This window comes from Chloroflexus sp. (assembly GCF_056331925.1).
Genome location: NZ_JBWGQH010000039.1, coordinates 1 through 18,544, shown reverse-complemented (window position 1 = coordinate 18,544; position 18,544 = coordinate 1). Strand labels below are relative to the sequence as shown.

Sequence of the window (18,544 nt, the reverse complement as noted above, 5' to 3'; positions counted from 1 at the left end):
GCAACCAGGCCATTTTGTCAAGCGCCATCTGTCACTTCAGGCGGAATTACAGGTGACCCAGAGCGAGGCTGCAATTGGAGCCGAGCACGCACGCGAGCCAGTTCTCCCACTGCCAGCCGCACCTCATTCAGCCATTCACGATGTTCGTAAGCAAAGGCGCGGGCAATGTAGGCCAACGCACTACTGCGCGTATCAGCAATCCCTACGGCCACCAGTAAATCGAGCAGCTCGCGTTCAGCACGGCCAAGGCGGGTCATAACCGGCACCGTGCGCGTCGTAAAGAGCACCTCGTGATCGGCGCTCCGCATCCCCCATGCGACCGGCACGCCGAGGTGGCGCTCGATCTCACGAGCCACCCGCATCCGGTCACGCCGTGTCTGCTCACGCAAGAGCGGAATATCATCAAGCGGGCGGTCAATCGGTAAAATGATCACAATCTCGTCACTGTAACGCCGAATCTCAGCAGGACCGGCCCGCACCGCTGCCGGTAATCGTTGGGCGATTAAACGCTGAATCTCTTCATCATGCATGACATTTTCCTACGACCAGAGCACCTTATCCGGTGTGATGTGTTACCACCCATTTTCGCATCAACCAACCGGCCACCAGTCCGATGATACACGCTACTGCGCCAAAGAGAAAGGTTTCGCCGATCACATTGGCGGCAATCTCCATCAGAAACCGAGCCGGGTCGGTCAATGCCAGTGGATTATCGGCACCGGCCCGCCGTAACACATCTTGCCGATGCACGCCCCACAATGTGAGCAACGCGACACCGACTGTCATCCCAACTAAACGCAGGGCAATCACCAATGCCGAAGCTGCCCCACGCCGATCTTCGCCGGCAGCCGCCACAACGGTATCGGCGACCGGTGCGATCACCAAGCCGAGACCAATACCGGTTAGGGCCAATTCCAACCCCATCCGCAGATAGGTTGCCTCTGGCCCCCAGAACGTCATCAAGAGATAGCCTGCGAGCGCCAAGCCTAAACCGAGGATGGTTGGCAAGCGCGCCCCAAAGCGCGCCGTCAATAGGCCACCGGGCAATGCGGCGGCAGCCATCGTCAAGGTCAATGCCGACAACATCCAACCGGCATCCCACGCTGCAATTCGCAGAATATCGCTATCGGTTGGGTGGTAAAGCAGTAGACGAGTGTTAATGTACAGTGGTACATTCGTGATCGCGATGGCCAGGCCAAAACCAATCATTACATTGATGATACACGCCATCGCCGTATCACGGCGCGTAAACAGTTCTAAGCCGATCAACGGATCGGCGCTGCGTCGCTCGACCCAGACAAACAGTGCGAACAACACCAACGCTAATCCGACCAGCGGCCCGGCATACGGTGGAGGCCCCAACCGCTCACCGTAGAAGTCGATCGCTCCTAACTCACTCCCGGCCGCCAAACCAACGTTCAATACCACCAGACCAGCACTTAACAACACGGTTCCCGGCCAATCGAACGAACCTACGCGCGGCGGGGTTGGTACATTCCGCAGAGCGTACCACGTCAACCCAAGCGCCACCGCACCGATCGGGAGATTGAGCCAAAAGAGCAGTCGCCAGTCGTCGAACAGACGCATCAAGACGCCGCCATAGAGGTGACCAACCATCCAGCCGGCGGTATCGACGGCCCCGATCACACCGAGGGCAGCCGCCCGCTGCCCTACCGGAAAGAGATCGCCGACCAGGGCCATTGATACCGGTACCATCGCTCCGGCTCCAAGCGCCTGGATAACCCGACCAACAATCAATATTGTCAAGTTAGGCGCCGCCGCGACGACCGCCGATCCAACCAAGAAGGTAACGAGGCAGAGAAAATAGACCTTCCGCCGCCCGAATAGGTCGGACAGCCGACCCATGAAGGTAATACTGACGGTATACGCCAACAAGTACCCACTCACTGCCCACGACGCACGGTTCAGCTCGGTATCCAGAGCGAGGCGGAGGTCGATCATCACTTTGGGCAACGCTGCACTGATCACGGTGAGATCGACCGCACCGATAAAGATCGCGAGACAGACCAGCGCCAGTGTCAAGCGCGGATCAACAGTACGGGTTTCAACGTTGGTCAAAGCTGGATTCTTCATGGGCATTGGATCGGTTCACGGACATCCACCGTTTTATCGTAGTCACTAAACTCAAGCGTCCACGTACTAGGGTTCGTCGCATCGGTAGCGGTATCCACCAGCACGACACGGCTAGCCCGCATGGTCTCTTGATCGGCCCACATATCGGCGGTTACCGGCCCTGCACCGAGCAAATTCAGACTAATTGCCCGCAAGGGTTCGGCGGGTAACGTACCACGCAGATGATAATGTGGACGACCGTTTAGATCTTCAATACCCACCAGCGTCACATCGGCCAGGTTATTCGCCAGTAACGCCTCAATGCCACTCTCCGGGGCAAACAACGTTGCCGGATCGAACGTTGAACCCGATTGCAAACACATCCATTGGCGTGTGATCGGGTTGGTCGTATACTGCTTCCCGGCTAACGAGATGGTCCGAATTTCACCGATCGCATTACCGAGCGTGATATTGAGGATGGAGAGAACAGCATCTGGACGACGCAAATCGCCTTCGATACTATTGAGAACCGTCACCCCACCACTATCGAGTGCTACCGGCTTTCCGCTGAGGGTAATCCGAAAATGCGCACTCTGACTATTTTGCGTAGCCCGACCGATTGCCGCCGCTAATGCGCGTGGATCGGGTGTGGGCGTTGGCGTCGGTAGAGCAGCACTACTGCTACACCCCACCAACCATGCCACCCAACCGATGATGAGCCATCTCCAGACCTGCTTCATAACGCACCTGTCTATTACTCGTGCTACCATGGTTGTGACAGTAGTATAACAGAGGTCGTCACTATGAATATCGCAATTATCGGGGCAGGTGCGTTGGGCAGCGTAATCGGTTTTCACCTTGCCGCTGGAAGTAATGTGATCCTGATTGACCTATGGGCGGAGCATGTTCATGCGATCAACTCCGGCGGGTTACGTTGCTTAATCGATAATAAAGAACGGGTAGTTACCCTTTCCGCCACGACCGATCCAAGCAGCGTCGAACCGGTTGAAGTAGCCCTGATCACCGTTAAAGCGGCGCAGACGGCGTGGGCTGCCGAGGTCGCAGCCCAGGTGCTCACAACCGACGGGGTGGCGTACACGCTACAAAATGGTCTGGGTAATGTAGAAATCCTTAGTGCACGTCTTGGTAAGCAGCACGTTGGGCAGGCAGTGACTACGCTCGGTGCCACCATCCTCGGCCCTGGCTATGTTCGGGTTGCCGGTCTCGGTACGACAACCTTCAGCATAACACCGGCTCTACACCTTGCCTACGCTATCGCCGACCGGTTTCACGCGAGCGGTTTACCTGCTGCCGTTTCAACCGATCTGAACAGGATGGTTTGGAGCAAGTTACTTGTGAATGTCGGTATCAATGCACTCACCGCGATTCTGCGCGTTCCTAACGGCGCATTAGCAACAACTCCCACTGCACGTAACCTTGTGCGCAAGGTGGTCGAAGAAGCTGTCGCCGTAGCCCAAGCTGCCGGTATCACACTCAATCTTACCGATCCGGTCGCCGAAACATTGGCCGTAGTCCAAGCCACTGCCGACAACTACTCTTCGATGCTGCAAGACGTGTTACGCGGCGCACCGACCGAAATTGATACGATCAACGGTGCAATTGTACGCGAAGGGGCACGATTGGGCGTGCCAACACCATGCAACGCGATGCTGTGTGAATTAGTCGCAGCACTCGAAGAAACGGCCCCTCTGCGGGTACCGGCATAGGCGCTACGACATTTGACGGCGGGCAGTGATGGTTATGAGCACCGCTACCATCTGCTGGGCGCGTTGGAGCAGTTCATCCATCGCGTTTGCATCCGGGAGTAGGTAGATAGTCTCACCTAAACCACCAGGCGGAAATGCCGGATGATACAGCACATAGGGATCAGGACCGTCGTGGTGATACACATCGATGGTCATTGACTGCCCAAGTGCATTCACCACTACGGTTGAAAAGATCGTATACCCTTCGCGCGCTAGCCAACCCATCAGATCGGCGGCAATGTCCTCAGCACGCGGTTCCGGTTGACGATCGTAGCGAACTATCTGAAGCACAGGATTCCCTTTCACGCGGCTCGTTCTACTGCCGAGAGAAACTGGTTGACCGCCTCTTCAAGACCGATAACACCGGCGATGACCGGCTCGTTGTAGACCGGCACAAAGTCGAATAACAACGAGTGAGCTGTCTCGAGTTCGCGGAGCATAATGTGGGTAATCGGCCCTGCATTCGGTACCATCAGATCGCGAGCAGCGCGTAAAGTTGCTGCCCGATCGTAAGGTAGCCGCACGATCTGCGCCTGCCAGTCCGTTTGATACACCATAAGACGCGCATACGCAGCTCGCCAATCACCATCAAACGGCAAGCCAACCGACCCGACATTCACTACCAGCGTTTCACCTACCCGCCGTATAAACGGCATATGGGTGTGTGCAGTACAAAAGACTGCGGCCCGCGGATCGATTTTGGCATGCAATTCGAGTTTGGTATGGCTTGGCAATAATCCATCGCGGTCGTGATGGATCGAAGCGTGATACGCCATGACAAGGCCATCTCGCGTCGTTACTACCTGATTGGTAGGCAAGGCTTCAATCTGCGGTAACATATCGGCTACCGCTTGATGTGTCCAGATAATCGGTCCTAGCAAAGCCTGTTTACCGCCTTGCGGAGGACAACCGGTGGCTACATCACGTTCATAGGATAAGATGTACCCCTCGTGATTCCCACGTAACACGTGCCAGCCACGTTCCGTGCGCATACGCAAGGCTAACTCGAGACACGCTCGCGGCTGAGGACCACGGTTGATGATGTCACCGGCAATGATCACGATATCGGGGTTCCATCGCTCAATATCATCAATCACCGCTTGAAACGCGGCCAGATTGGCATGAATATCGGCGAGTACTGCAATCTTCATAGACGGTGCTTTATCCTTTCCCGCAAGTTTGTTGCCGTAGAATGCCATCATGTAGTGTACCATGTAAAGAACCGTCGCGGGAAAGAACGTTTTGATACCCCACCTATCGGTATGTGGGTGAACCGGTACGCTTCTGCCGTTGGTCGGAGGAGTACCGGTCTGGCATTACGCCTTCACGACAAACAAGACCAGGTGTACTTCGGGTTCTGCTATCGGGCTGATAAACGGTGCTTGATTGATGTACGCGGCAAGTTCGGCACTGTCGAGCAATGCCGCTTGCGCCGGTGCAGTACTGTCGAGGAGATAGGCACGTACCTGCGGCTGCGCAAACCCGGCCGTTCTCAACAGCCTCGTCCACTCTTCACCCAGACCATCAGCCGGTGGTAGCGGGATGTCCGGTGGTAGCGTCTGTACTACGGTGAGCGGATGCTTGCGTAACCGTACCCAGTATTCACCGGCAGTAAGCAGAATCAGTCTTCCACGGGGATGCAGTACGCGCCGCATTTCGGCTAAGGCTTGCTGTGGTTGTGAGAAGAGGGCGAGGGCTGCGATACACCAGATTACATCGATTGTCTGATCGGCAAAGGGGAGGTTGACGGCATCACCAACGATCTGCGATATGCCTTGCGTAGAACCCAAGACGTTGACATCCCGTTCGAGGCCGATGATCAACCCGTCGGACGTACAGCATTCCCGCAACCAGTGTGTTTTGGCTCCATCACCACAGCCAACGTCGAGTGCTTTTGCTATACCGCGTGGAGTGACTGCCAATAACGCACGACGGATCAACGGTAAGTATGGTTCGTGGAGCAGTGCTATCATAGTAACGCAAAGAACGCAAAGAACGCAAAGAACGCAAAGAACGCAAAGGGGTATACTGCACAACACAAGTTATGTTCCGTACCACCTTGCGTGGATACACCGTTACGTGGGAGAAGTCAATGACTCGACCCATTACTACAGTTCAACTTGCCGCATTACACGGCCCGAATATTTATCGCCCCCAACCCGGCGTTATCTTACGAGCTAGGACTAATGATGACTACCGTGAACGACTACGTACTGCACTAAAACACGGCGCATTGGCCGTTGGTTTGATGATCGCCCACCTACACATCACCGCGCACAAGCAGCCCGATAATGTACTCCTCAGTGCCTTCTTTACCACCAACGAGCCAGACATCGGGGCTGAGCTTTGTCAATATGTGATCGATGGTCTTAACGCTGAACTGACCGGTGATACCACGTGGGATGCTGACGAGCCACTCTTCGCTCTGCGTGATCGGCGTCAAGCACAGGCGTTACCGGTCGCTGCGCTCCAGTTGATCGCCAACGCACGCCAACGCGATATTCCAACAACCAGATTACCCGACGGTAGTCTGCTCCTGGGGCAAGGCGAACGGAGCTGGATCGCTACCCGTGATGAGCTATTCGCCATCTCCGATGTGCAACCACCATGGTCGCGCCTCGGTCGCATTCCGATTGTCGCGATCACCGGTGAGCGGTATCGTAGCCAGGCTGTTCAGGCACAGGCAGCGCGGTACGATGGCATCACTCTCGAACATGCCGACCGACACGCAGTGATACGGGCGCTGGCCGATCCGGCGTGTACCACACTGGTCGTTGGTTTCGACACCGACAGCTTACTGCGCGAAGGGCTACCGTTCGACCGTTGTGATCTAGCGGTGATCACCGACCGCGCCGGCCAACGCCCGCTGCATGCCTTTGACGATGACGAGTGGTTGAAGGCGCTTGGCTTGCCGATGCTGTGCAGCACGATGCCCACGCTCATCAACCTCACCGATCCGGCACTGCACCCGCTCTTGAGCTATGCACCGAACGGCATCATCGGATGGCAGGCGCAGACAGAAGCGATGGATTAGCGAGCCGCGCGGTACGCGGCTCTCACCGAGTTATCGGCTGCACTCTTCGCCCTTACGCCGACTCGCCATCGAAGCGATCGGTCACTGCACCAAGACTAGCCGACGATACCAACTTGGCATACTTCGCCAATACACCGCGGGTATAGCGTGGCGGACGAGGTTGCCACGCAGCGCGGCGCCGTGCCAACTCCTCATCAGAGACATTGAGCTGCAAGAGACGGGTATCGGCGTCAATGGTGATACTATCACCCTCTTCGACTAGGGCAATGGTGCCACCAACCGCTGCTTCAGGCGCAACATGACCGACTACCAAGCCATAGGTACCACCAGAGAAGCGTCCGTCGGTAATCAGCCCAACGCTATCGCCCAAGCCAGCGCCGATAATCGCCGATGTTGGGGCGAGCATTTCACGCATACCGGGGCCACCCTTCGGCCCTTCGTACCGGATCACCACGACATCGCCCGGCTTAATCTTGCCACTCAAAATCGCTTCGAGACATTCCTCTTCGGCATCGAAAACACGGGCTGGTCCAGTAATCGAGCGCTGCTTAATACCGGTAATCTTCGCAACGCAACCTTCTTCGGCCAGATTACCACGGAGGATAGCCAAGTGTCCTTGCGGATAGAGGGGTTTATGAAAGGGACGGATGACATCTTGATCGGCCGGTGGCTCGTCGGGTACATCGGCCAGCACCTCAGCGATTGTCTGACCGGTAATCGTCATGCAGTCACCGTGGAGTAAGCCGGCATTCAGCAACATCTTCATCACCTGCGGTACACCACCGACACGGTGTAGATCGGTCGCCACATAGCGGCCCGATGGCTTGAGATCGCAGAGCACCGGTACCCGTTGGCGGATCGTCTCAAAATCATCGATGGTCAACGGTACTTTGGCAGCATAGGCAATCGCCAGCAAATGCAAAACGGCGTTGGTAGAGCCACCTAATGCCATTACGACCGCAATTGCATTCTCAAACGATTTACGAGTCAACATCTGGCGCGCCGTGCGATTGGCACGGATGGCCTCAACCAATACCTCGCCGGAACGAGCCGCGCTGATCGCCTTCTCCTCATCTTCGGCAGCCATCGTTGAAGAGCCGGGTAAACTCAAGCCCAGCGCTTCAATTGCCGACGACATCGTATTGGCAGTGTACATACCCCCACACGAGCCGACACCGGGGCATGCATGGCGCTCGATCTCAAGCAATTCGTGTTCGTCGATCCGGCCAGCGCTGTATTCACCAACCGCCTCAAACGCGCTGACGATGGTCAAGTCACGGCCTTTGTAATGGCCGGGTTTGATGGTGCCACCATAGACAAAGATGGCCGGAATATCGAGCCGGGCCATGGCAATCAAGGCGCCGGGCATGTTCTTGTCGCAGCCACCCACTGCAAGAATGCCGTCCATCCGTTGGGCATTGACGACCGTCTCAATCGAATCGGCGATCACCTCGCGGCTGACCAAAGAATACTTCATCCCTTCGGTCCCCATCGAGATACCATCGCTGACCGTGATCGTGCCGAAGACCTGCGGCATACCGCCCACGGCACGAATAGCGGCTTCCGCCCGCGCTGCTAACGCTCCTAAGCCGGCGTTGCACGGTGTCAGCGTACTGTGCCCGTTAGCCACTCCCACTATCGGCTTCGTAAAATCGTTGTCGCCAAACCCGACCGCACGCAGCATTGCCCGATTGGGTGAACGCTGCGGGCCTTCGGTAATCATACGACTACGGCGATTATCGCTCATCACGAGCCTCCTCACAGATTAGAACCGGAATACGAGGCTATTGTAGCGCAATTTTTGGTAAGGCGATGCCGGGATTCTGCGATGCATAAGTAAGGGCATAGCGGCGCTATGCCCTTACTACGTCGACTCGGATACCCCGACACCCCGCCCTCACCCGAACCCCCGCACCGCCCCGACCCACGGCGCACCCGTCACCCATAACCCAACACGACACTGATGGGGGCACAGCAACACGATGTCGCCCCAGGGACCCCGACGCCCCGCTCTCACCTGAACCCCCGCATCGCCCCGACCATGGCGCACCGGTCGCTCACCGTGCGGCACGATATTGTAGGGGCACAGCAGGGCTGTGCCCCTCTGGTGCGATGCCGTGCCCCTTTCTTCCTAATCACCGGCTTTCTCTACCGCTTCCAGCAACGGCACCGGCGCTTCGCCACGGCCCACACCCCAGTAGATGAAGCCAAGGCTCCGCATCTCACGCGGGTCGTAGAGATTGCGTCCATCGATCACTACCGGTTGGCGCATGTAGCGTTTGATCCGTTGCCAGTCGAGTTGCTTAAACTCATTCCATTCAGTAACGAGGAGCAGAGCGTCGGCGTCTTTTGCGACATCGTAGGCAGTGGCGGTAAACGTCACGGTCGGCAACAACTCTTCTGCCCGTGGCATTGCGACCGGATCGTAAGCCTTTATCCGCGCCCCTTTCTTCAGCAGTGCATTGATAATATCAACACTCGGCGCTTCACGCATATCATCGGTGTTCGGCTTAAACGACAAACCCAACACACCGATCAGGCGACCGGTCAGATCACCAAGCACCGTCTCGACTTTCTTCACAAATCGCTTCCGCGCATCGGTGTTGATGTCCATCACAGCTTGCAACAGTTGCGGGTGACAACCCGCCGAAGCGGCCATATGGTACAGCGCCAGTACATCTTTCGGGAAGCAGGAGCCGCCGTAGCCAACACCCGCTTCAAGAAAATGAGGCCCGATCCGCTTGTCAGCGCCCATCCCACGCGCCACTTCGCGCACATCAGCGCCCAACCGCTCGCAGATTTGAGCAATCTCGTTGATAAACGAAATACGGGTCGCCAAGAAGGCATTTGAGGCGTACTTGATCATCTCGGCGGTACGCAGATCGGTGATGATAATCGGTGCGCCAAGCGTCTCGTGCAACGCAGCTACTCGCTGTGCTGCTTCACGATTTTTCGCCCCTAATACTATCCGGTCAGGCTTGAAAAAGTCGCTTAACGCACTGCCTTCGCGCAAGAATTCAGGGTTCGAGACCACATCAAACTTGACATCAGGACCGGCGTGTTCGGCGATGATGTTCTCGACCATATCACCGGTACCTACGGGCACCGTACTCTTATCGATAATGATCGAGCCGGAGCGCAGATACTTGCCGATACTCCGCGCAGCCGCTTTTACATACGTCAGATCGGCCGAACCATCTTCACCCATCGGTGTACCGACGGTGATAAAGATAAATTCGGCTTCAGGGATCCCCACCGCATAATCGTCGGTAAAACGTAGCCGCCCGGCATGCATATTGCGCTCTTGTAACTCTTCCAGACCGGGTTCATAGATCGGTGATTTGCCACTGCGCAGCAGTTCCAGCTTGTGCAGATCAATTTCGATACACGTGACCGAATGACCAAGATCGGCAAAACAGACGCCGGTCGTGAGGCCAACGTATCCGGTACCAACAACACAGATGTTTTTCACGATGACAACTCCTTACATGTGCATCAATCGCAGCGTTATCCGGTGCGATTTACTTCTTGTTGTACAGGGTACGGTTAACATTTCGATGAATAACGTCGCTAGGCCTGATGAAAAAGCTCAGAGCGTAACCTCGATCCCCAAACCGAGTTCGGTGGCCCGCTGTAACACCAGTGCGGCGACAGCCAAATCTTGCACCGCATTGCCCACCGACTTAAACAAGGTTATCTCATCGGCAGAGGTACGCCCACTAACTGTACCGTTAACCAACTCACCTAGCTCACCGGCAATATGGTGCTCGGCGATGAGGCCGGCAGCACGGGCTTGGATGAGGTCGCCGGCTTCGGCCCACGCCGCATGACGTTGATCGACAAAGACACGACTACGGGCCACAACTGCCGGTGGAATCTCGGCCATGTCGGGGCGGTAGGCGCCAATGGCATTGATATGGGTACCGGGCCGCACAAGATCGGCAGCAAAGAGCGGGGTTGGGCTACTCGTAGCGGTGCAAATGATGTCAGCTTCGGCTAGCGGCAGGGTTGGATCGGTCGCAATGCGCAGATCACCACGAAAGCCCTCACCACGCAATCGCGCTACCAACAACGTCGCCCGATCACGGGTACGATTAACAATCCAGATATTGTCAATTGTCGGACGCACCGCCAGCACGGCCACCACCTGCGACAACGCCTGCGCACCGGCCCCGAAGATGACCAACGTGCGCGCCTCAGGGCGCGCCAGCAGGCGGGTCGCCACCCCTGAAGCAGCCCCGGTACGCAGTGCGGTCAGGTACGTACCATCAAGCACTGCCACCGGCCGACCGCTAGTCGGATCGAATAGGGTCACCAGTGCATAGATCGTCGGTTCAGCACGATACATATTCTGGGGAAAGACCGAGACGGTCTTGAGACCAAGCGCCGGCAACTCACCACCGAGTCGGCCGGGCATGAAGAAGGTTGTTGCTGCATACGCAGGGGTTGTAATTGCCGTTCGTAGGGGAATATCAGCTTCACCACGTGCCAGTAGGCTAAATGCTTGCGCTACCGCTTCAATCGCAGAGGCCATTGGCGCGGCTTGAGCCACATCGGCCGCCGAAAGGAATCGCATGCACACCTCCTCGCTGCACCTCATACATCACGAGCGTATCATACGACAAAACCGGCACGGTGCAGATACCATGCCGATTCTACCGAGGTAAGGTGAGCGGATGCCTACGCCTATACCGATGGCTCTTGCGCCGCACTCGGCGCATCGGGTCCAGACAACGACTCATCAGCAGCGGGCAACGGCTCATCGTCGTTCATACGGCGCAACGACAACCCCATCCGCTGCCGCTGGCGGTCGAGGCTAATCACCCGCGCGGTCACGATCTGGCCGGGTTGCAACACATCGCGCGGCTGAGCTTGTGGGTCGGTTGTAAGCTCACTGGCGTGGATCAAGCCTTCCACCGCTTCTTCAACCTGCACAAACGCCCCAAAGGGTGTCACATTCGTCACCGGGCCGGTCACCAACTGACCAAGCGTGTAGCGCTGGTCAATTGTCTCCCATGGATTATCCTGCAACTGGCGGATCGACAACCCGATCCGTTCCCGCTCACGGTCAATCTCAACGACGACCACTTTCACCTCTTGACCGGGCTGGAGCACCTCACGCGGATGATTAACCCGCTGCCAGCTCAGTTCTGAGATGTGGGCCAACCCATCGGCGCCACCCAAATCAATAAACGCGCCGAAGTTGGTAAGCTGATTGACCTTCCCGACCAACACATCGCCCGGCTGCAACTCGGTGAGCAAGCGATGCTTTTGGGCCTTGCGCCACTCTTGGGTTGCGGCCCGCTCCGAGAGCACGAGCCGGTTGCGCTCACGGTCAACCTCGATCACCTTCAACGGAATCTCCTGGTTGACCATCTTCTGCAAGGCATGCTGTCGCTCATCGGCGGCGGTACGGCCGTGCAACTGCGCCACTTGCGAAGCCGGCACAAAGCCACGGATGCGGTTGAACTGTACCAACAAACCGCCTTTGTTGAAACCGATCACCTTGCAGCGCGTGATGCCGCCATCGCGGAAAAGCTGCTCGGCAACTTCCCAGTCCTTCGCCACCTGCACCATCGAAAGCGAGAGGATCAGGTCACCGTCGCGGTTTTCCGGCTCTTGGACATACACCTGAACCGTATCACCAACCTTCAGCGAATGGATAAAATCTTCGCCCATCTGGCGCAAATCTTGAGCCGGAATGATGCCTTCACGCTTGGTGCCAATCGAGACCAGAACGCCATTCTCTTCGATGTGCATGATCAGGCCTTCGCGCAATTCACCACGCTGCGGGCGAGCATAATCATACGCATCGAGCAACTGGGTCCAATCAAGATCTTCCTCATGTTGCCGGGTCACAGGGTCGGGCTGGACAGACATGCTACAAAGCCTCCTCAAAGAGATTTTTCGTTATGTCACAACTTCCGCGTCGGGGCAAAAAACGCGTGGCCCGCATAATGCGGTGAGATGCGAGCGACCGCGCAACATCATTTTTACGTGCAGATTACGAGATGGGCGCGAGCCATCGGCTCCGCTGCTTGATACGTGCTCCAAGGCCGTCGTTACCGTTCCAGTCTGTGGAGTACCCGTCGCGGAAGTCGAGACATGTTTTACAATGCTGGCAATTATAGGCGATGATGGTGAACCTGTCAACATTTTTCACAAAGTGATTCGGATGTTCATCTACGGGCATTATCTATGGTGTGTCATTTTATTTAGAAGTTCTAACTATCTTATTCCGGCTATAATAGCAACGAAGACGGTAAACAGGTTGTTGTATGGCGTTGACATTTGTCTTCTTGGATGGAGTCGGCTTAGCGCCGACCACCGCCGATAACCCGCTCGCGCAGGTACCTATGCCGACCATCCGGCAGCTATTGCGCGGTCCGCTCACCACTGAACAGATCGGTTACCGCGATGAGCTGTTGCTCGCGCCACTCGATGCCTGTTTGGGAGTAGACGGCTTGCCTCAAAGTGGGACAAATCACGTTGCCCTTTTGGTCGGTGTGAACGCACCGGCGTTACACGGTCATCATCAACCTCACTTTCCACCGGTGGCGTTGCGTCCATTATTAGCCGAGCGTTCGCTCTTCCGGCGCGCCCGGTTGCAGGGCAAACGGGTCGCCTTTGTCAATGTCTTCACCACCGGCTACTGGCAGGCGTTGGCCACCCGTCGCTTGCGTCGTTCGGCCAGCATGATCGCTGCTGAAGGCGCCGGTTTGTATCTGCGCGATTTGAACGATCTGCGCGCCGGGCAAGCGCTCAGTTGGGACATTACCGGTGAAGGGTTGGCGGCGCACGATCCAGATGCCACGACGATCCCACCAATCAGCCCCCAGCTCGCCGGTGAGCGATTAGCCCAGTTTGCATTGGACTACGATCTCGTCTTTTTTGAATGTTTTCTCCCCGATCTCGCCGGACACGGTCGGCTCGGCCCCCGCGGCGTAACGATTGCTCTGAGCCGGATTGACGGCTTACTCGAGGGTTGGCTCCGCGCTCGGCGATCCATCGACACCTTGCTTGTTACGTCAGATCATGGCAATATCGAACAGGCGAGCACGAAGAGCCATACGACTGCTCCCACGCCATTACTCGTCATCGGACCACACGCGGCATCGTTTCGCCACGTGCGCCGGATCGATGAAGTGGCCGACGCTGTGATGAAGGCACTGGCCGACGAGCCATCTCGCGTGGGAACACCGGCAATATAACCTGTGAGGGCTTGGGTGCTGCCCGGTCACCATCGTGAGGATGGCTCAGATTCGATACTAACCACAACGAGGAGTATATGTCGCGTAACATCCGAGTGTTATTTGTCTGTATGGGTAATATTTGTCGCTCACCGATGGCCGAAGCCGTGTTTCGCCATTTGGTCACCGAAGCCGGCCTCCAAGACCGTTTCGAGATCGATTCTGCCGGTACCGGCGGCTGGCATATCGGTGAGCCGCCACATCCGGGGACGCAGCGGGTACTGACCCGTCACCATATTTCCACCGCCGGGATACGGGCGCGGCAGGTGCGCTCGGCTGATATTGACCAGTTCGATTACATTCTGGTCATGGATCGCGAGAATCTGGCCGATCTGGCGCATTTTCACCCCAAGGCCCGCGAACGCGCAAAGCTGTTGTTGAGTTTTGCACCGGAATTAGGCGTTGACGAGGTACCTGATCCCTACTACAACGGTCGCTTCGATGAAGTGTACCGTTTGATCGAGACGGCGTGCCGCAATTTGTTAGCCTACATCCGCGAACGGGAGGGAGTGTGACGCTCGATCACAAACACCAGCTCGTTGGGCAACTCGATAACCCGGGGCGACCAACCTTCGGCGGCGATCAGTGCATCCATGTAGCCACGGTAGGTTGTCGCCATGCCCACATTGCGCCCACCCAAACTGCGCGTGGGGAACGAAACCACCAGTCGGGGCGCCTGGATGGCGCGCAGGAGATCGGCGCCGGCGCCGCGCCGTTGTTGTTCGAGTAGCGGGATCGTTTTCAAAACGAGCGCAACGTCAGCCGACACCGGCGGCGGCCCTAACATCAAATCGCAGATAGCGGCTTCGCCTTGCACACCCAGCAACGGCAGCGCCTCGTGCAAAAACGCGCAGAGCGCTGTATCAACATCGTAGGCCGCGTAATAGGCGTTCGGTGGCAGATGCATCCACGGCACAGTGAGGGGATGCAGTCCACACCCCACATCGAGTACGCGCTGCGGTGGCGAATCACCGAAGCAGGCCGGGTAGAGGTATTCGAGGACCGGCAATCGTTCGCGGGTCGAGGCATGGCCGGCTAACAAACGCCGACATACCGCCTTGCGTGCCATCTCATCTGCCGCCTGCTGCAACTCCGTCAGCCATTGCCGATACGGCGGGCGATCTTCGGTATACGCACCGATCATCTGGTGCAAGCGGGTTTTGGTCGCTTTAATCGCTGCCTTCAGCGAGGGGTAGCGCTGGAGCGACTCACGCCCCACCCGTTCGATGACACCGACAGCGATTGAGCGATAGCTCGCACCGGCTTGTACCGCCGCCACCAACGTGGCAAGGCGGGGATCAGCTTGCTCCATTGCCGTCTTCCTCATGACGTTCACGACGGATCAACGCCATTAATTGAGCCATAAAGTGCAAATTGTGGATCGTCGCCAACCGCAATGCCAACGTCTCGCCGATCTTGTGTAGATGGTGCAGATAGCCAAGACTGTAGTGACGGCACGTAAAGCAGGTGCATCCCGGCGAAATTGGGTGATCGGCCTTAATATGTTTCCGGTCGGCAAGGTAGACGTAGGTAAACCACTCACCCGCTAACCGAAAGCCGGGATGGTGTGGATCGGTGGTAAACGCCAACAATCGGCCCTGGCGGGCATCACGGGTTGGGAGCGCACTGTCGAACATCTCGTAGCCCATCCGCGCACAAGCGACCACACTCGCCGGATGACCGACACCAAGCGCATGCATCGGATAGTGGGCCGGAATCTGGGCACGGGTAAACGCCAACATCTCGTGCAACAGGTTTCCCTGCGTATCGAGCGGCCACCCGCCAAACCCAAACCCATCGAAGCCGACTTCCAGCAACGCAGCAGCACATTCGGCCCGGAGCTGGAGATCGCCACCACCCTGCACTACCGCAAAGATGAGCGGCGGTGGCCCACTCCATCGCCGTTGCGCCAATTGACGATCAAACTCGGCCCGACATCGCTGCGCCCAGCGCACGGTTCGTTCAACCGAACGACGCTGCTCGGCCGGCGGATCATCAACATGCGTGCAATCGTCGAGACAGATGACAATATCGGCCCCGTAGCTCAACTGAAGCTGAATACTCTTCTCAGGCGTTAGGTGAAATGACCGTTCGGCACCCTCTGGCTGAAATACCAAACCCTGATCGGAGATTTTTCCCTGTTTCGGATTGTTTCGGATCAACGAATACGCCTGAAAACCACCACTGTCGGTCACAATTGGGCCATTCCACGCCGCCATCCGGTGCAACCCGCCGAGCGCATGGATCGTCGAACTCCCAGGACGCTGCATCAGATGAAAGACATTCATCACCAGCGCAGTAATCCCGGCCTCGGCGACATCACGACTATCAACGGAACGAACAGTACCAAAGGTAGCATCAGGTAAAAATACCGGTAATTCGAGCTGACCATGATGAACGATTAGTGTTTTGACCATATATTCCTAACAAAGATGACTCACCCTAGAGTTGAAATTTAGCACACAATACGGTATACTGATGTGGATTCGTATGTTTTCTGTTTGTAGCGGTTTTGACCCGCTATGTTTGCGGGTCATAGTAGATAATATGTCTACATTGTTCTATATTTGTCATCCCAACGGTCGCACCTAGGGATCAGGGTAAAGAACGTTCGTGTTATTTCATGAAATGGAGTATCAGATGTCCGAAATCACCAAAAACCTGCTCAATGTCGATCTGCGCCAAGGCGTTGTGCCAATCTCGAAGGCGGCATCATCACTTGCCGCGCTGATCAAGCGCTCACAATCAACCCATCAACCGATTATTGTAACCCAGAAAGGCTATCCTGCCGGTGTTCTGATCGATGTAGAATTGTTTACGGCTCTACGCGAACTGGCCGAACGCTACGAAGCCGAGCGCAATGGCCACAACAACAACGCCGAGTAAACCACTGCCGGCATATTACCATACGTGAGCGCAGCCGAATCAACCAACGGCTGTGCTCCGTTTTTCGGCAACGTTGCCCAGAGCATCGCTGCTGCCGGGCCAACACCGCCAAGTTGCAGCGAAAACGCCAACACTTATCTAATCTAACATGCGCATCGGCGGCATGTTTCGCTTCAGAAAGCGACAAAGCCTGCTTCGCCGCTCGTTTGACCAGCCACTTGCACGTTTTGCCGACATGTGCTATACTCTCAGCCGAAGTCAATCCCCAATAGCTCAACGGTAGAGCAGCTGACTGTTAATCAGCGGGTTCCTGGTTCGAATCCAGGTTGGGGAGCCAACAAATAAACCGCCGGTATCGGCGGTTTATTTGTTAACAAGATGCCCTGCGGAGAATCGGTCTTTTACGTTTTGCTCCGCCATGAGACGTTCTCCTATTGCTACCGCAGCAAACGGAGATCAAATAGCTATTGGACTCATGTCCGGCGCTTACCCGCGCCACGTACTCAGATGGAGTCCGCCCGGTCAAGGGGGCGTCTCCGGTTATCGGTAAACACATGGTACTTTGTCTCGGCATTTTTGCTGATACATTGTATCTTTTGAGGAAAATGCATGCCGTCGCCTGAACCAGATCGGTTTCAGTCAGCGGGTTTGTCTGGAATGGCTAGAGCGCACGGCAAACCTCGTGCTTGCCGGAAATGATGATGCCGCCATTTACCATGACCTCCAAGAGCTGCTTAAAGACAAACTATCTATCGGCGGGAACGCTAAACGCAGTAATCGCGAGAAGGTCATCACCATCCTGATGAAGATTTGGGTGCGACCACCTCACGAGCTACTTCCCCTTCAGCGAGAAGGTCTCAACCTTCTCGCCCAGCTTCCGCGCGAGGAACATATCGCAATCCACTGGGGAATGACGATGGCAGCGTACCCGTTCTGGAGTAACGTCGCAGCACAGGTCGGGCGACTACTCAGACTCCAGGGATCCGTCACTGCCGGTCAAGTACAGCGCCGCGTGCGCAAACACTACGGGGAACGCGATACCGTATCCAGAGCAGTCCAACGAGTCCTCCGCAGCTTTGTCGATTGGGAAGTTCTGAAGGCATTATCAGCGGCAAAAGGTATCTATACCGCCGGGCTGACGCGCACCATCGATCAGGTGGAGGTCATCGCATGGTTAGCGGAGGCCTTCTTGCACGCTTATCCTCATGGTTCGGTGGTGCTGAGAAGCCTCCTCGATGCCACGAGTCTGTTTCCGTTCCATCTGAGCTATGTTCCCGCAGCCCATCTGGTCGCGGCCTGCGACCGCATCGACGTGCTCCGCCACGGTCTCGATCAAGACTTGGTTATGCTTCGCCCAGAACGTCTGCTGGTGGCGCAGAAAGGTGAATGATGCTGTGCGGCACTACGCCTTTGCGTTCTGCACCTGACACCTGTGATCACGCATCGGGTACAAGAAGTTATCTCATACATTGGTTGCTGTGAGATAATAGTGCTGATCCTTACGATGGGGGGTGAGCACGATGGATCTGACCGAT

The 18,544-nt window shown here is 56.5% G+C and carries 18 protein-coding genes and 1 tRNA gene; 7 read left to right on the top strand and 12 right to left on the bottom strand.

Annotated elements, in window-relative coordinates; all coding sequences use genetic code 11:
* Positions 1-17 precede the first annotated feature (17 nt).
* From AC01ZF_RS16570 to AC01ZF_RS16560, 3 genes are read right to left on the bottom strand one after another with little or no spacing between them, the layout of a single operon-like run.
* Entirely contained in the window at positions 18-530 is a 513-nt protein-coding gene (locus AC01ZF_RS16570) for a hypothetical protein (protein ID WP_424675031.1), read from the bottom strand.
* Positions 531-555: 25 nt separating this feature from the next.
* Positions 556-2,094 (bottom strand): MFS transporter, encoded by a 1,539-nt coding sequence (locus AC01ZF_RS16565; protein ID WP_476575517.1) that lies wholly within the window; start codon positions 2,092-2,094, stop codon positions 556-558.
* Entirely contained in the window at positions 2,091-2,813 is a 723-nt protein-coding gene (locus AC01ZF_RS16560) for an LppX_LprAFG lipoprotein (RefSeq protein WP_424675033.1), read from the bottom strand. Before AC01ZF_RS16560 ends, AC01ZF_RS16565 begins: the two co-directional genes overlap by 4 nt.
* 63 nt (positions 2,814-2,876) lie before the next feature.
* On the opposite strand from AC01ZF_RS16560, the gene AC01ZF_RS16555 reads away from it, so the two are divergent.
* Complete coding sequence (locus AC01ZF_RS16555) at positions 2,877-3,800, top strand: ketopantoate reductase family protein (protein ID WP_424675034.1); 924 nt, start codon at positions 2,877-2,879, stop codon at positions 3,798-3,800.
* Positions 3,801-3,803: 3 nt separating this feature from the next.
* Here the strand turns inward: AC01ZF_RS16555 and AC01ZF_RS16550 are convergent, their stop codons facing one another.
* The 3 genes from AC01ZF_RS16550 to AC01ZF_RS16540 form a co-directional block, all read right to left on the bottom strand.
* Positions 3,804-4,130 (bottom strand): hypothetical protein, encoded by a 327-nt coding sequence (locus tag AC01ZF_RS16550; protein ID WP_476575516.1) that lies wholly within the window; start codon positions 4,128-4,130, stop codon positions 3,804-3,806.
* 11 nt (positions 4,131-4,141) lie between these two features.
* A complete protein-coding gene (locus AC01ZF_RS16545; protein WP_424675036.1) occupies positions 4,142-4,990 on the bottom strand; it encodes a metallophosphoesterase family protein in 849 nt (282 codons plus the stop codon).
* Between the two features lie 165 nt (positions 4,991-5,155).
* Complete coding sequence (locus AC01ZF_RS16540) at positions 5,156-5,812, bottom strand: class I SAM-dependent methyltransferase (protein ID WP_424675037.1); 657 nt, start codon at positions 5,810-5,812, stop codon at positions 5,156-5,158.
* Between the two features lie 119 nt (positions 5,813-5,931).
* Here AC01ZF_RS16540 and AC01ZF_RS16535 point away from each other — a divergent pair, with 119 nt between their 5' ends.
* Positions 5,932-6,873: a DUF4938 domain-containing protein gene (locus AC01ZF_RS16535; protein WP_424675038.1), complete on the top strand. Its 942-nt coding sequence runs from the start codon at positions 5,932-5,934 to the stop codon at positions 6,871-6,873.
* Between the two features lie 52 nt (positions 6,874-6,925).
* Here AC01ZF_RS16535 and ilvD read toward each other — a convergent pair whose 3' ends face one another.
* The 4 genes from ilvD to AC01ZF_RS16515 all read right to left on the bottom strand — a co-directional run bounded on the left by ilvD (position 6,926) and on the right by AC01ZF_RS16515 (position 12,753).
* On the bottom strand, positions 6,926-8,620 hold the full coding sequence (ilvD, locus tag AC01ZF_RS16530) for a dihydroxy-acid dehydratase (RefSeq protein WP_428111162.1): 1,695 nt from the start codon (positions 8,618-8,620) through the stop codon (positions 6,926-6,928).
* A 384-nt stretch (positions 8,621-9,004) separates the two neighbouring features.
* Positions 9,005-10,345, bottom strand: coding sequence for a UDP-glucose dehydrogenase family protein (locus AC01ZF_RS16525; RefSeq protein ID WP_428131281.1), 1,341 nt, complete (start codon positions 10,343-10,345; stop codon positions 9,005-9,007).
* Between the two features lie 117 nt (positions 10,346-10,462).
* Positions 10,463-11,449, bottom strand: coding sequence for an ornithine cyclodeaminase family protein (locus tag AC01ZF_RS16520; protein ID WP_424675041.1), 987 nt, complete (start codon positions 11,447-11,449; stop codon positions 10,463-10,465).
* 110 nt (positions 11,450-11,559) lie between these two features.
* Positions 11,560-12,753 (bottom strand): 30S ribosomal protein S1, encoded by a 1,194-nt coding sequence (locus AC01ZF_RS16515; RefSeq protein ID WP_424675042.1) that lies wholly within the window; start codon positions 12,751-12,753, stop codon positions 11,560-11,562.
* 398 nt (positions 12,754-13,151) lie between these two features.
* On the opposite strand from AC01ZF_RS16515, the gene AC01ZF_RS16510 reads away from it, so the two are divergent.
* Positions 13,152-14,084 carry a metalloenzyme gene (locus tag AC01ZF_RS16510; protein WP_424675043.1) on the top strand — a complete coding sequence of 311 codons (933 nt, stop codon included), beginning with the start codon at positions 13,152-13,154 and terminating at the stop codon, positions 14,082-14,084.
* Between the two features lie 77 nt (positions 14,085-14,161).
* Positions 14,162-14,638, top strand: a complete 477-nt coding sequence (locus tag AC01ZF_RS16505; RefSeq protein ID WP_424675044.1) for a low molecular weight protein-tyrosine-phosphatase — start codon at positions 14,162-14,164, stop codon at positions 14,636-14,638.
* Here AC01ZF_RS16505 and AC01ZF_RS16500 read toward each other — a convergent pair.
* Both AC01ZF_RS16500 and AC01ZF_RS16495 read right to left on the bottom strand, forming a co-directional pair.
* Positions 14,611-15,435, bottom strand: coding sequence for a class I SAM-dependent methyltransferase (locus tag AC01ZF_RS16500; protein ID WP_424675045.1), 825 nt, complete (start codon positions 15,433-15,435; stop codon positions 14,611-14,613). The genes AC01ZF_RS16505 and AC01ZF_RS16500 overlap by 28 nt on opposite strands.
* Positions 15,422-16,540 (bottom strand): tRNA-ribosyltransferase family protein, encoded by a 1,119-nt coding sequence (locus AC01ZF_RS16495; RefSeq protein WP_424675046.1) that lies wholly within the window; start codon positions 16,538-16,540, stop codon positions 15,422-15,424. Before AC01ZF_RS16495 ends, AC01ZF_RS16500 begins: the two co-directional genes overlap by 14 nt.
* A gap of 223 nt (positions 16,541-16,763) precedes the next feature.
* Between AC01ZF_RS16495 and AC01ZF_RS16490 the strand changes: the two genes are divergently transcribed.
* From AC01ZF_RS16490 to AC01ZF_RS16480, 3 genes are all read left to right on the top strand, one after another.
* Complete coding sequence (locus tag AC01ZF_RS16490; RefSeq protein WP_424675047.1) at positions 16,764-17,009, top strand: type II toxin-antitoxin system Phd/YefM family antitoxin; 246 nt, start codon at positions 16,764-16,766, stop codon at positions 17,007-17,009.
* A gap of 262 nt (positions 17,010-17,271) precedes the next feature.
* A tRNA-Asn gene (locus AC01ZF_RS16485) sits at positions 17,272-17,346 on the top strand.
* Positions 17,347-17,691: 345 nt separating this feature from the next.
* Positions 17,692-18,399 (top strand): hypothetical protein, encoded by a 708-nt coding sequence (locus AC01ZF_RS16480; protein WP_476575515.1) that lies wholly within the window; start codon positions 17,692-17,694, stop codon positions 18,397-18,399.
* Positions 18,400-18,544: the final 145 nt, after the last annotated feature.

Coding starts and splice junctions, on each gene's coding strand:
- AC01ZF_RS16510 (WP_424675043.1), top strand. CDS start 13,152: ATGGCGTTGACATTTGTCTTCTTGGATGGAGTCGGCTTAGCGCCGACC.
- AC01ZF_RS16520 (WP_424675041.1), bottom strand. CDS start 11,449: ATGCGATTCCTTTCGGCGGCCGATGTGGCTCAAGCCGCGCCAATGGCC.
- AC01ZF_RS16560 (WP_424675033.1), bottom strand. CDS start 2,813: ATGAAGCAGGTCTGGAGATGGCTCATCATCGGTTGGGTGGCATGGTTG.
- AC01ZF_RS16495 (WP_424675046.1), bottom strand. CDS start 16,540: ATGGTCAAAACACTAATCGTTCATCATGGTCAGCTCGAATTACCGGTA.
- AC01ZF_RS16490 (WP_424675047.1), top strand. CDS start 16,764: ATGTCCGAAATCACCAAAAACCTGCTCAATGTCGATCTGCGCCAAGGC.
- AC01ZF_RS16555 (WP_424675034.1), top strand. CDS start 2,877: ATGAATATCGCAATTATCGGGGCAGGTGCGTTGGGCAGCGTAATCGGT.
- AC01ZF_RS16545 (WP_424675036.1), bottom strand. CDS start 4,990: ATGAAGATTGCAGTACTCGCCGATATTCATGCCAATCTGGCCGCGTTT.
- AC01ZF_RS16570 (WP_424675031.1), bottom strand. CDS start 530: ATGCATGATGAAGAGATTCAGCGTTTAATCGCCCAACGATTACCGGCA.
- AC01ZF_RS16535 (WP_424675038.1), top strand. CDS start 5,932: ATGACTCGACCCATTACTACAGTTCAACTTGCCGCATTACACGGCCCG.
- AC01ZF_RS16565 (WP_476575517.1), bottom strand. CDS start 2,094: ATGAAGAATCCAGCTTTGACCAACGTTGAAACCCGTACTGTTGATCCG.
- AC01ZF_RS16540 (WP_424675037.1), bottom strand. CDS start 5,812: ATGATAGCACTGCTCCACGAACCATACTTACCGTTGATCCGTCGTGCG.
- AC01ZF_RS16500 (WP_424675045.1), bottom strand. CDS start 15,435: ATGGAGCAAGCTGATCCCCGCCTTGCCACGTTGGTGGCGGCGGTACAA.
- AC01ZF_RS16505 (WP_424675044.1), top strand. CDS start 14,162: ATGTCGCGTAACATCCGAGTGTTATTTGTCTGTATGGGTAATATTTGT.
- ilvD (WP_428111162.1), bottom strand. CDS start 8,620: ATGAGCGATAATCGCCGTAGTCGTATGATTACCGAAGGCCCGCAGCGT.
- AC01ZF_RS16515 (WP_424675042.1), bottom strand. CDS start 12,753: ATGTCTGTCCAGCCCGACCCTGTGACCCGGCAACATGAGGAAGATCTT.